At 41.4% G+C, this 14,259-nt stretch carries 7 protein-coding genes and 1 pseudogene; 7 read left to right on the forward strand and 1 reads right to left on the reverse strand.

From position 1 onward, the window contains the following. Positions 1-401: 401 nt before the first annotated feature. The gene (locus CAN34_RS04195) at positions 402-1,580 is read right to left on the reverse strand and encodes an efflux RND transporter periplasmic adaptor subunit (protein WP_254423083.1); all 1,179 of its coding nucleotides are present in this window, start codon (positions 1,578-1,580) and stop codon (positions 402-404) included. An 820-nt stretch (positions 1,581-2,400) separates the two neighbouring features. Here CAN34_RS04195 and pilG point away from each other — a divergent pair. From pilG to CAN34_RS04230, 7 genes and pseudogenes are all read left to right on the forward strand, one after another. Further along, positions 2,401-2,778: a twitching motility response regulator PilG gene (pilG, locus tag CAN34_RS04200; protein ID WP_011514416.1), complete on the forward strand. Its 378-nt coding sequence runs from the start codon at positions 2,401-2,403 to the stop codon at positions 2,776-2,778. Positions 2,779-2,878: 100 nt separating this feature from the next. Next, positions 2,879-3,241, forward strand: a complete 363-nt coding sequence (locus CAN34_RS04205) for a PleD family two-component system response regulator (RefSeq protein ID WP_079692598.1) — start codon at positions 2,879-2,881, stop codon at positions 3,239-3,241. 3 nt (positions 3,242-3,244) lie between these two features. Next, entirely contained in the window at positions 3,245-3,775 is a 531-nt protein-coding gene (locus CAN34_RS04210; protein WP_089554578.1) for a chemotaxis protein CheW, read from the forward strand. Between the two features lie 370 nt (positions 3,776-4,145). Next, positions 4,146-5,312 (forward strand): annotated as a pseudogene (locus CAN34_RS04215) (methyl-accepting chemotaxis protein); the annotation flags it as partial. A gap of 179 nt (positions 5,313-5,491) precedes the next feature. Next, positions 5,492-6,472 carry a protein-glutamate O-methyltransferase CheR gene (locus CAN34_RS04220; RefSeq protein ID WP_254423084.1) on the forward strand — a complete coding sequence of 327 codons (981 nt, stop codon included), beginning with the start codon at positions 5,492-5,494 and terminating at the stop codon, positions 6,470-6,472. Between the two features lie 30 nt (positions 6,473-6,502). Continuing rightward, positions 6,503-13,465: an Hpt domain-containing protein gene (locus CAN34_RS04225; protein ID WP_089554579.1), complete on the forward strand. Its 6,963-nt coding sequence runs from the start codon at positions 6,503-6,505 to the stop codon at positions 13,463-13,465. Then, positions 13,455-14,259: chemotaxis protein CheB (locus CAN34_RS04230; protein WP_254423085.1), on the forward strand; the 805-nt coding region annotated here is incomplete at its 3' end. The genes CAN34_RS04225 and CAN34_RS04230, both read left to right, overlap by 11 nt.

Here is a 14,259-nt window from a genome sequence, read left to right on the forward strand (position 1 = left end):
ACAGATAAATGTAGAATAAATCTTCTAATTTATGATAATCTTAAATTAACAAAATCTGCTTACTCATAATGTTTCCTCTAGTTGTTTGTTATAGTTTGTCTAAATATACTTTTTGAATTTAAAAAAGTATCAACTGCCCTTAATTTTCAATGACTCTAAATCTTTATATTAAAAGCATTCTTAATATAAGTGCTTTTAATACAAGCATGTCTAGTACTAATTCTCTAGTCGCTCTGAACCATCAAACAAGAACGATTTAACATATAAATGATGTCTCTAAAAACATAAACGATGTTTCGATTAATCTAGCTTAGCATACGCTATATTGCCTAAACAGGATGTTATTAAACAAGGCATGCTTTGTTAATGTTTCTACACAATGTAACTACTCACCTTTACGCTTATGAAACCATTACTTTTTTACCTTCAGATTCAATGGGTAAGTTTGCTAGACAAATTAAGCTGTCATTGCTAACGCCGGCAATTAAATACTGTTTGGTAAGCGGATCGTATTCGATTACCTCAATAGGCTGGCGTGTCAAACGTTGGTCTTGTCCTATAATCCATATATGGGCGCTCAAAGAACGAAGCGGTTTATAAGGCGGGGCATGTAATACGGTTAGGTCGACATTATGCAAAGCACGCTTAGGGACGATGGTACCGACTTCTATTTGTCCGTAGTCAACACGTCCTATCACTTTCATGCCCGGTAATATTTGATGGCGACTTACCTCGTTATTAACCACATTAACATAGACAAATAACTGTGTTGGTTGTCCCGCTGCCTTCAAATTACTGACCTGACCGGTAAATTTATCTATCCTCTCTTCGGCGGTGAAATTGACGGTTTGTCCGACAGAGATTTGCGATTCGGCTTCAATGGGCAAGGTTGCAACAAAGTGCAATTCAGACTCATCGCTGAGCTTTAGTAAAGGTGTATCAGCAGTTATCTGTTGTCCAGCTTGGACAGACAAGTTTTCTACACGACCTGAAAAACTCGCTCGTACCGTTACCAAGTTAGAGGATTGCTTTGCAGTCGTAGCGTCTTGAACGTTATCTGAGTTCTCATCATTCTCAGTAACCATAGAATGGGTTAGGTTAGCATCGGTGTCAGCTTTTTCATTATCTGAAGCGATGTCGTTCAAGCTGACGTCGATATCGGTTGAATCATTAGATGAGAGTGTTGGTTTGATTTGAGTTGTTTGACGTCGAACTGTAAATAAAGGCGTGCCTTTTTTCACCCATTGATTTTTGCTCACCAATACTTGCTCTACGGTCAGCGGCTTAGCTGCAATAAGATTAACTTTCTTGATAGGCTTAATGGAACCTTGTAATCCAAGGCTTGGCTGATAACGGGTTGGTTTTACACTTAAAATATGATCCGGTGTCATGGTAATACTATCAGCAGTGATAATAAGGGGAGTATCGACCGTCTCACTGTTTTCGGCAGTCACAGGTTCAGCAGTAGGAGGCGATGGCTGACAGCCGATAATGAGCAAGGCGCTTAATACATAGCTGCTTTTTCTTAACAGTGCAGAACGTAAAACAACAGAACGTATGGAGCGTATAGAAAATGTCATACCAATCACCATCATAAACGACCTTTTATTATATAGTGAATTTAGATGAGGGGAAATGATTACACCATATTTGCTGAGCAGCATAGGAGGTCAAACATGCTGATATAAATTTTACTTCTATACCGCAAAATTTCATTAACATACTGAATTTAAAAAATAATTTGAACATTAATTCGTTAAATCGCTGGAAAAGTGGTAGTAACTGTGCTAAAACAAACATAATAAAATATATTGATACATTTTTATTACAAATGAAGATTATTCGGTAAGGTATATGCTATTTCTATATAATGCTTAGAAAGTAGCAGCTACTGAGATTAGGTTTATGCCTATTTGAAGAATCACTAACCATACCGGCTTTTAATACAATAGCTCTTTAATACGATGTATTTTGATGATAGTGAGCTTCTAAAGAGTTTTATCGCTATAGTTATTGGCTAAAAAATAAGCGTTTGGTCAGATAGCGCTTGAGCCGATGACTCGTTAGGTTTGTCGTAGTTAATTAATGACTGTAGGGTACGGTTGATCATTGACTATGTAGGTATAATAAAGCTGTAAAAAAATTTAAAATAATGCCCGATTTACTAAGATAATTCATTATAAAGTGCGTATAGTGACTCATGGTAACGCCATGCTTCATGAGCAGGTTTCAGTAAATAAAACGTATCTATTATTACAGACAGCAAGCCAGAGTTTGCCGTTCATATCAATCAAAAATAAGCCAGTTTATCAGTTGAGATGACAGTTAACCGGTTTTAAGTTGATGGCTTGTATCGATGGATAGCACTACGAATAAATAGTTGTTAATAGGACAATGATAATGGAAAATAATTTTGATGGTTTAAAAGTGATGGTTATTGATGACTCAAAAACTATTCGCCGTACCGCAGAGACGTTGTTGCAAAAAGCTGGCTGTGAAGTTGTGACCGCGATTGATGGTTTTGATGCATTGGCTAAGATTGTTGATCATAATCCAGATATTATTTTTGTGGACATTATGATGCCACGTTTGGATGGATATCAAACCTGCGCGTTGATAAAAAACAATCCTGATTATGCCAGCAAACCAGTGATTATGTTGTCATCTAAAGATGGTTTGTTTGATAAAGCACGTGGACGTATTGTTGGTTCTGATGAGTATCTGACTAAGCCGTTTAGTAAGGATGAGCTTTTTGAGGCGATTAACCAGTATCGCTAATACTAAAAATAGCAGTAAATTGTTTTTATAATATTGTTTCTAATCGGTTTGTTTCAACAACATATCCTAGTGGATATCATCAAAAATAAAGGGAATACCCATGACTACCGTTTTAGTCATTGACGATTCGCCATCTGAGATGGCGAAATTTCGCGACATGCTTGCTAAAAATAACTATCAAGTGTTAGAGGCGACAAATGGTGAACAAGGTTGTCAGATGGCCATTGATCATCTGCCAGACGTCATCCTAATGGATGTAGTCATGCCTGAAATGAATGGTTTTCAGGCGACTCGTAAGATAACTCGTGGTAAGACGACGTCCCATATTCCTATCATTATGATTAGTACCAAAAATCAAGAAACCGATAGAGTTTGGGGTAAGCGTCAAGGCGCTAAAGAGTATATTACTAAGCCTATCGATGAAAGTGGTCTGGTCCAGATAATTCGTAAAGTAATGGGGTAGCTTGTGGCATCCAGAGGGTTTATTGAGCTTCTGCGTATAGCAGATTTGGCACGCGCGCGTAAAAGTGGTCGCCGCGGTGGGCAAGCGTTTGACTGGCAAGGGGTGGTATTTGAGATCGGTGGTCAACGCTTAGTTGCGCCAATGGGTCAAGTATCAGAAGTATTAACCATGCCAGAATATACCAGCGTGCCTTTAGTAAAGCCTTGGATGCTCGGCATTGCAAATATTCGTGGGCGCTTGCTGCCGTTAACCGATTTGTCTCGGTTTTTGCAAGTTCCTAGCCGGTTGTCGCAAATGAGCCAGCGTAAAGTCATCGTTGTCGAACATGATAATGTGTTCTCGGGCCTGCTGGTAGATCAGGTTTTGGGTATTGAGCAGTTTACTAAAGATCAATATTTTCCAGAAGCTATTGAGCCTAATTCGCCATTTGCGCCCTACAACCATGGCAAGTTTTTCAAAGATGAACAAGATTGGTATATTTTTATGCCAAGCTTGCTGGCACAGGATCTACAGTATACCGATGCTGCAATATAGCTATTGTTAATAAACAATCATCTCTAATAAGTATTGGTTGATTAAAACGATAGCAGAATAATAATGGCTGACATGAGCCGGTGGTATGTCAGCATTCATACAGGCTTTGTGAATCACTGTTGTTTTGATAACAATATGATTTCAGAGTCAGTCACGATGAGACTTTGACGATTGTTTGAAAGGAATACGCACGATGAGTGATGTTATAAACAACCCTGTAGCTGTTACAAATAAAACAACGGCAGATGTTAATAGTAAGTGGAGGCTGTTATTAGGGCTTTGTGCTTTAGTGAGTATTGCTTGTCTGTTTTGGCTGGTTAATTCATTATCATCGATTAGTCAATATTTAACGGATTTTAATCAATCAGTCATATTGCCAGTGATTGTATTTGTGCTAGGTATACTAGGTATTTTATTTGCTTTATACCAGTTACTACAGCAGCGCGGTGGCTCAGAACGCTTACTCATCGAAAAAGAGACGTTACGTCGTCGCCAAGAAGCTGAAGCGGAGTCTGAACGTGCACGCCAAATTCAAGAAGAAAATGAGCGTAACCAGATTGCGATTTTACGTTTACTTGATGAGCTGGGTGATTTAGCAGACGGTGACTTGACGGTTAATGCGACGGTATCGGAAGATTTTACTGGTGCGATTGCTGACTCCGTTAACTTTGCAATTGACCAATTACGTCAATTAGTACTAGTTATTAACAGTACTGCTGATCGTGTTTCGCAGTCCTCAGAGCAAACGCAGATGAATGCTGTCGAGCTTGCTGAGGCATCTGAACACCAAGCACAAGAAATCGCTGGTGTATCTGCGGCTATTAATGAGATGACGGTATCGATTGACCAAGTTTCAAACAACGCTGCAGAATCTGCGACGGTTGCTCAGCGCTCGGTTGCCATCTCTTATAATGGGGCAGAAGTTGTACAGCGCTCTATTGAAGGTATGAACGTGATTCGTGACCAGATTCAAGAAACGTCAAAACGTATCAAACGCCTTGGTGAGTCGTCACAAGAAATTGGTGATATCGTTGGTCTGATTAACGATATTGCTGACCAAACCAACGTTCTAGCATTGAATGCGGCGATTCAGGCATCGATGGCAGGTGAGGCTGGGCGAGGATTCGCGGTTGTTGCTGATGAAGTTCAACGTCTTGCTGAGCGTTCAGCGAATGCAACCAAACAGATCGAAACGTTGGTAAAAACCATTCAGGCAGATACCAGTGAAGCCGTTATGTCAATGGAATCAACGACTTCTGAGGTTGTGCGCGGTGCACGTTTGGCCAAGGATGCCGGTGAGGCGCTAGAAGAGGTGCAAACCGTTTCTAATACCTTGGCTGACCTTATTCAAAACATCTCAAACGCTGCTATGCAACAGGCAGAGTCAGCTGGTCACATCTCTCATACGATGAACATTATTCAAGATATTACTTCGCAAACCTCGTCTGGTACGATGGCGACGGCACGTTCTATTGGTGAGCTAAGTGAAATGGCCGCGGCACTACAAGAATCTGTGACGGGCTTTAAAATATCTGATGATGATGAGCAGTTGAATAATGAAAATACTGACCATGAGTATTTAGATATGGATGAAAGAGTATCAGACAGTATTTAATAGCTGTTGATAGCGTTTATGATTTTCTATATTGAAATGTTAACCAAATTGTTGCCTTGATCATTATCTAGACTAAGGCAGCAAAAATAATAGCAGGTTACGTGAATAATCATACTCAAAAAAGCAGTATTATCATTAATAAAACTGAAACAGTATTGCTAGAAGCTTTTATGCAAGACGATACTGAAGCGTTAATAGATGATACTGCTTTTGATACGCAACGATGGCAACGCTATATAGAGCAAGAGATTGGATTTATCTTACCCACTGTTCAGCGCAAGTGGCTGGTAAATGCCGTTAGTCAGACAGCGTTATCGTATGGGCTGACCGTTATACAGTTATGGCATCAGTTACCGCACAATGATGAGCTGCGCCAGCAATTGCTAGACAAAGTATTGATTCATGAAAGCCGCTTCTTTCGCCATGTGCCTTCTATAGAGTTTGTCACAAACGATGCATTACAGCATCAGCGCCGCCAGCTTGTAGATATAGAGAGTGGTGCTGATGATATATTTCGTATTTGGAGTGTGGGCTGCGCCAGTGGGCAAGAGACGTGGTCGCTTGCGATGAGCTTAGCCTCAAAACAGCTCAGCAATTACGCTATATTGGGTACTGATGTTAGTCAACAAGCAGTTACAACGGCACGCTTAGGTCAATATGATAATAGACAGCAATCGTTAATTCCGCTACGTTGCCAGCAGTTTGTGCAACCATTAAAGCCTGCAAATGCGACTAAAGAAGCAGGCTTTAATACTGCTTCTATTGAAAAAAACAAAGTAAGCAGCAGCTGTGCAGACTGGCGTATTGCGCCAATGTTAAAACCACATGTGCGCTTTGCTTTACACAATATTATGGATAAAAAACTACCTACGCCACATTTACAACAAGTGATTGTCTGCCAAAACATGCTGCTATATTTTCGCAAATTTGATCAGCGTGATATTTTGGCGCGGCTATCAGAACAATGTGTACTAGGTGGTTATATTATATTGGCTCCAGGTGAGGCGTTATTTTGGCGTCCTTCAAATATGCGCCGTATTGCGCACCCACAGATTAATGCGTGGCAAAAAATCAGTGCCTAAATTAGCGCCTAGACGAGTTAGGATAAACCTATGAACAACCAGCCCAATGACATGGTAACGATCGAGTGGTTATTGCCACTGTTTAATCAGCAATTATCACAGGTAGCTGATAGCTGGCAATTAGGGGCAGAAAACTCTAATTATGAGCAAATGGCACAGCACTATCATCAGATTAGTGGTGCGCTTACTATGATTAACTTGCCTTCTTTAGCAAGTCTAGCGACTAAGCTCAGCCTGTTAGTAGGAGCAAGTAATCCCCAAGATTTAAATGATAATGTTAATAACTTAGACAGTAGCCTCAATGATGACAGTTTCGACAATGACAATCTTGATAGTCATCTTGCTGCTGAGAAAGCTCGAATCGGGCAGGTCGCTCATAGACTGTTACAGCATGAGCTGGTGCACTATGCGCGAACGGGTAACTGCCATAGCGCTTTAATCAATAAGACCTCGGCTGAGCTGACGCAAGCTTTATCACGGTTTGATATAGCGACAGACCACCTTATAGATTCAGTCTTATTATCTGCAGCTAGTGATCTAGATAGTCTGCCAAATCATGATGATATTGACATAACCATACCAGCTGACAGGGCAGTTTCAGATTTAGATAGCCAACAGCATCAGCAATTGTTATTGGTTTGGCGCCAGCAAGCACAAGAATTGCTAGCTACTAATGTAAATAAACCTTCTATACTGACTGTTTTAGAAAAGGTCAGTCAATACTTATGGCAAACCGCACAAGCGGCTGATTTGCAGCGTCTTTGGTACTTGACTGAGTTGTGGCTGCATGACCTTGGCAAAAATGAAAGCCCGCTCCCTATGCATTATGCAGGGCTATTAAGTCAGCTGGATCAGGTTATAGAGTCTTACCAACATCAAACTGAGCTATCAACGAGCGCAATTAAAAAATTGATAAGCAGTATTTATATTGAATTAAACGGCCTTGTCAATCATAGCGATAATACTCAATCTATATTGAGCGGCTGGTCGCAGGCAGATACAGAGTCACGTTTCTTACCGCGTATACTGAATGCGATTGAGGCGATTATTTTTAGTCTTGATAAGCCGCACAATTTGCTAAAACCTTTACAAAAAATAAGTGCCCAGCTTGAAGGTCATGGTTGGACATTGTATGCGTCACAAGTGACCTCTATTCTGGCTGATATAGAGCATAACCTATCGTCAGACAAAGACTTCGCTCAAGAACAATGGCAAATTGAACGTCAGCTTCAAGAGCTATATAGTGCTATCTATAATACAGAGCAAGTAATATCTACAAAAATAGGTAGCGCGGCTTCTTTCACGTCACTATCTCAAGTAGTCGCTAGTGACGACTTGCAGCCAGAAAGCAGTACTTATATTAGTGCCAATAATGAAGATTTACGTGAACTGCGTATTGCAGTCGAAGAAATCAAGCAAGATTTTCATGACTATATACAACGCCAAGATACAGACCTATTACCAGATCAAGCAGATTTCACTAGAATGAGCCATGCCTTTGATAGCATGGGACTGCCTTCGATTGGTCAAGCAACAGATAAAATAGCTGATATATTTGTACAAATACACACTCATGGAATAGAAGCACTCAGTTGGGATGTTACCCAAGCGCTGGCAGAGGGTTTGACCTCTATTGAGTTATTACTCGATTATCTTGCCCAGCAGTTCTTTGACCAATCATTATTGGAAAAAGCAAATGGATATATCGACAAAGCAGCAACACTGCTTAGTGAGTATATTCATGCGCCTGAAACGGTCAATGATACTTTTCTTACCCAAAAAACGGCAGCAACCGATGTACTGCGCTATGATGACAGTGGTGAGATTTCCCCTATTATCGATCAACCTTTCGTTGTTGACACTGTTAGTGACGCTTTACTACGCGCTCGTCATCAACTCAAAGCTGATAACTTTGATATAGATGAAGACATTCGTGAAATATTTATTGAAGAAGTTGAAGAAGTTGTTGCTGACTTAGAGGATTTTTTACCAATATGGCAGGAAGACGCACAGGATTTAACGCCATTAACAGAAGTGCGTCGAGGTTTTCATACCTTAAAGGGTTCTGGTCGCATGGTTGGTGCTTTTAGTATCAGTGAGATGGCATGGGCGATTGAAAACTTGCTTAATCGTTTGTTAGACAAAACCTTACTGGTAACAGATGATGTCGTCGCTTTAGTGACAGAAACTACAAAGCGTTTACCAGCCATGTTGGGTGATTTTGAAGCACAACAGACTCCAAGTTTTGATCCTGCCATTACTATTTTGCAAAGTCATAATTTAATGACCCAGCAACCTCTTAATTTCGGATTAGAGACAGCGGAACTAGCGTTTTCAAAACCTGAAATCGAACAGGATAGTGCTATATCAGACCATTCTGTATCAGGCCATAGTTTGCATTCACAAGCGTCAAACTTAACTATTGAGACTGCCAGCTCTATCGATCCTATCACTACTATCAGAGATACTGGCGAAGCAAAAAATCTCTCTGAGCTATTAGCTGATTTAGAGATACCCTTGGTACTGAAATCATTTATCTCAGAATCAAAAGTGCTAGCGGCGGACGCGAACGATGCCGATCCTGATATCAAAGAGATATTTATAGAAGAAGCCAATGAAGTATTGGACGAAATCGTCCCTTTATATGAGTATTGGCGGCTTTCTCCGAATGATTTGACTGGACTGACGGACATTCGCCGTGGATTCCATACGCTAAAAGGTTCGGGCCGCATGGTTGGTGCTAATTATAGCGCTGAGTTGGCATGGTCTATAGAAAACATGCTTAATCGTATTTTAGATAAAAGTATTACGGCATCAGCAGGTATACAACAGCTTATCGGCGATGTATTGGCAGCTTATCCTGCACTATTAACAACTTTTGAAAATGAAAGCGAAGATTATCCCGCTATGCTGCCATTGTGGGTCGCATGTGCTAATGCGTACAGCAAGCAGCTAGGTGATGAGTTTAGCTACAGTGTGCTATACGGTCAATTAGCAAGCCCTGCTGAACAACAAGTTTCTGAGCATGCAACATTGCATTCTGGTTTGGATAACCACGCTCAAGATTCTGACAATGGTAGTGATCAAACAATCGATCATGCATTGCAGACGATTCATTCGGTCAACGAAAAGATGGCTGAAGCGCCTGTTATTTTGACGCCTCAAAGTGAAGAGGAACAAGCATTTTTTGATATTTTCATTGAAGAAGCGGAAGAGTTGTTAGAGGGTATAAATGAGTTTGTAAGTAGCCATCAAGATGAGTCCCATGTGGCAGTGAGTGATGAGATTGTGCGTGCATTCCATACATTGAGAGCGGCTTCTGGCTCTAGCGCTTTGGCAGCAATCAGCGATGTTAGCGCGACAATAGAGCAGAGCTTAGAGCTACTACAGCAGCAAGATATACCGATGAATGCGAAGCACTTAAGCGCGCTAGCCCAATCTGTGACGCTGATTAATGGCTATCTCGATAACTATAAACAAAACGCGCAACAGCAGGATATGTCGATAGAAGATATGCAAAGCGAGCAAGATATCGCCTCATTACAGGCGTTACTTGGGAAGCAGAATGTTGACGATACTGGCGAGGCTATAGCTGATGATAAGCCAACGATAAACCAGTTATTAGATGGCGATATCGATGACTTATTAGATGCAGAATGGCAATTGAGTGAAGCGCTTAGTAATCCAGAAATCGACCAAGTTCAAAAATATATAACTCAACAAATTGCACAAATAAAATACCTGACTGAAAAAGCACAGGTATTTCCAAAATTCACCTCTATTCTTCATGCATTGGAAAATGCTTATAATTATTTGAGTAAGCATGTTGAAAAATCAGCGAATCCTGAAATTCAAGCCATCTTACTTGCGGGACATGCTCAGTTAATCGGTTTATTTGACGCTTTGGCTGGTAGCACCTCATTAAAAATTGATGAGCAAGTACTTGAGCAATTACAGAATATCTCTCAACACAATGATTACAGTGAGCAAAATAACCACAGTGATGCGGTTGTTGCTCATGAAAATGATGCTGCCGTGCAAAGTATTGCAGCGCCTGAGCTACAGCTTGAGTCTATCGATACCGATATTGAGCTATTGGAAATCTTCTTAGAAGAAGCCCAAGAACTGGATGATGCGCTGGTCGATAGCTTTAGTAAATGGCGAGCGGATATTACTAATATCAATACTTTAAAGGTACTGCAACGCCATCTGCATACCATTAAGGGTGGCGCGCGCATGGCGGGTATTCGTAGTATTGGGGATTTGACCCATGAGGCGGAGACCATCTATGAGGCGTTTGTAGAGGTTAGACGCACGCCAACAGTGCAGTGGCTTGAGATTATGCAAGTGGTGCAAGACACCTTGTCATTGCAAGTGGCACATATTGTACGTTACCAAAAATCATTTTTTGCTCCTGAGCTTATTGAGCAATTACAACAGTTTGAAAAAGCAAAAGCTTTACCAGAAACGGTACAACTTATTGTACCTATGCCAAAAAATCATGTTGATGCCGAGTCTAAAATCCATGCAAATGAATATACGCATCGTATAGAAAAAGCGGCTGATACTCTAAGCTTAGATAGAATCATCAAACAATCATGGGCTCATGGCTTACCCGATCCGGATATTTTAGAGGTATTTTTAGAAGAAGCTGAAGCGCTCACTAACCGTAACGAGTATCTGCAATTATTCTTAAGTGATGCTGGGGATATGATTGCATTACAAGGATTACAACGTGACTTGCACACCCTAAAAGGTGGGGCGCGTATGGTGACCGCTAGTGGTATTGCTGATCTGGCCCATGAAATGGAATCAGTATATAAAGATTTTGTTGATCGCCGCCGTCCTGCTACCAAAAAAGTATTAGAGCTACTTGTGGCTTGTCACGACTGGCTTGCAGATGCCGTATTTATTCTCTCGCAACAGGTCAATCCACCAACGCCTGACTTATTGATTGAGGCGCTACAACAATTCAGTAAAAACCCTGATAGTTTAAAGCAAATACCTAAAGAAACCCTGCAGCCTCAGCGTGAAGCGATTTTAATCGCTAAAGAGAAGCAAGAGACAACCTATATTCAAAAAGATATCAGTGACATGCCACTCATGGTTAGTGATGTCGCTGAGCATGAACAGAACGCCAATAATAATGAGATGATTCGTATCTCAGGTGGGCTGATTGAGCATATGATTAATCTGTCGGGAGAATCGACGATTAACCGTGCGCGTATTGATATGGGTATTAGTAGCTTGACCAATAGTATTGAGGAGATGGGTACTACCGTACAGCGTTTGGCTGATCAGTTACGCCGGATGGAGATTGAGCTTGAGGCACAGATTTTATCGCAGATAGATGATGAGCTGGTTAATCACGAAGGCTTTGACCCGTTAGAGATGGATCAGTATTCTTCTTTGAATCAGTTATCAAAATCTTTGACAGAATCGGCATCGGATTTGGTGGATATTAACCACACCTTATTAGAAAAAACGCGTGACAGTGAAAGTCTATTGCTCCAGCTATCAAGGACGCAAACTGAGCTACAAGATGGCTTGATGAACTCGCGCATGGTACCTTTTACCCGATTAACGCCAAGACTTGAGCGTATCGTACGTCAAACCGCCAATGAGCTTAATAAATCAGTTGAGCTGAAGATTATCAATGCTGACGACGAGATGGATAGAACTATTCTAGAACGTATTACATCACCGCTTGAGCACATGTTACGTAACGCGGTCGACCATGGTATCGAAAATGCCTCAACGCGCCTAGAAGCGGGTAAAGAACGCAGTGGACAAATTACTCTAGAGGTGCTGCGCGAAGGTAGTGAAATCGTTATTCAGCTGGCCGATGATGGTTATGGCATTGATGTGGAAGCCGTACGTAACAAAGCTATCTCTCAAGGTCTGATTGACGCCGACGATAGTAGTCTCAGTGACCTTGATATCATGCAATATATCTTTAATGCGGGGCTAAGTACCAGTAAACAAGTGACACAGATATCAGGACGCGGTGTCGGTATGGACGTCGTTATTAGTGAGATTCGTCAGTTAGGTGGCTCGGTATCAGTTATATCGGAGCTTGGTAAAGGGTCACGTTTTACCATACGGGTACCACTCACCGTTGCCGTTTCTGATGCTTTGGTGGTTCGTGCCGCTGATCGTTACTATGCCATCCCATTGGTTCAGATTGAGCGTGTAGTACGTATCAACCCAGAAAAAATTTACGACTATTATCAATCCGGTGAAGCCACACTAAATTTTGAAGATAACGATTATCGCGTACGTTATTTAAATGAGATTTTATCAGGTAATAAGCTTAATGAGCTGGTCGTCAATACCAATACCAGCGTACCGCTTATTATCATTAAAAACCGTAGTGGACAGAATATGGCGCTACAGGTCGACCAAATAGCAGGGTCACGGATTGAAGTCGTCGTAAAACCTTTGGGGCAACAGTTCTCGAATTTATCGGGTATCTCAGCAGCTACCATTATGGGCGACGGTTCGGTAATGCTTATCCTAGATTTGATTGCTTTGATGCGTAATGCCGCTTTGGTCAAAGAAGTATCGCAACCTGCTATCGTTAAGCGCATAAGCTCAGAGTCTAAGGGTACTATTTTAGTCGTTGATGACTCAGTCACAGTACGAAAAGTAACGTCACGTTTCTTAGAGCGTCAAGGCTTCAATGTTGCGCTTGCCAAAGATGGTATTGATGCTCTTGAGATATTACAAGAGATGACACCAGACCTCATGTTATTGGATATTGAGATGCCGCGCATGGACGGTTTTGAAGTCGCGACTCAAGTCAGACATAATAGACGTTTGCAGCATTTGCCTATCATTATGATTACCTCACGTACGGGTGAAAAACATCGTGAGCGCGCACTCGAGATTGGAGTGAATGATTACATGGGCAAACCTTTCCAAGAAAATCAGCTGCTTGATAAGATTCAAAGCTTATTGGATAAAAAGGTCAGCCTAACTCATGATGGGTAACATACGTGCCTTGGCGCTAAAAGATAAAAGTGAGATTAAAGTGCTGGTGGTGGCAGAAGACCATCAGCAGCGGATGGCTTTTTCTGATACGGTACATAGCTGTGGTTTTCATCTGCTTGATTGCGTCACACCATCGCAGTTGAAAGATAAGTTTGATGGTTATGAAAGCGCTATCGATATTTGGTTGATAGACAGTGATTACGATGAGCACGTGGCTACTGTGACCGCATTGACTAAATCCGCCGCCGTCTTGGTCGGTTTTAGTCAAGCACCTTATCTCAATGAGGCGCAGCAGTATGCTAAGTGGCAGCGTAAATTAAAGCGTAAGCTTGCCCAAATGCTTGCTTTGCCAACGCTTGTAGATACCGTCGCTTATAAGAATGAAGCCGTTGATTGGCGTTATGTGGTGTTTTTAGGCGCTTCTATGGGCGGTCCTAGTGCGGTCAAGGAGTTCTTAGATCACTTGTCACCCGCGCTACCAGTTAGCATTTTATTAGCGCATCATTTCAACCAAACGATGATTAGTACACTACCACGTATCTTGAATCGTCATAATGACTGGCGCTGTCAGCTTATTACTTCCTCACAGCGCTTGCGTGCCGGTCAATGTCTGATTGCACCCATTGATAAACAGATTATCTGCGATTCAACAGGGCGAATTATCCTATTAGATCAGGCTTGGGAAGGTGATTATAAACCCGCTATCGGTCAGATTCTTAAAAACACCAGTGATGTCTATGGCAGTGATCTGATAAACATTATCTTTTCAGGTATGGGCAACGATGGCACGCAGT

The organism is Psychrobacter sp. DAB_AL32B, from assembly GCF_002224105.1.
GTDB lineage: Bacteria > Pseudomonadota > Gammaproteobacteria > Pseudomonadales > Moraxellaceae > Psychrobacter.

Excerpts from the sequence above, each read along its gene's own strand:
- CAN34_RS04195 (WP_254423083.1), bottom strand. The coding sequence starts at position 1,580 with ATGACATTTTCTATACGCTCCATACGTTCTGTTGTTTTACGTTCTGCA.
- pilG (WP_011514416.1), top strand. The coding sequence starts at position 2,401 with ATGGAAAATAATTTTGATGGTTTAAAAGTGATGGTTATTGATGACTCA.
- CAN34_RS04205 (WP_079692598.1), top strand. The coding sequence starts at position 2,879 with ATGACTACCGTTTTAGTCATTGACGATTCGCCATCTGAGATGGCGAAA.
- CAN34_RS04225 (WP_089554579.1), top strand. The coding sequence starts at position 6,503 with ATGAACAACCAGCCCAATGACATGGTAACGATCGAGTGGTTATTGCCA.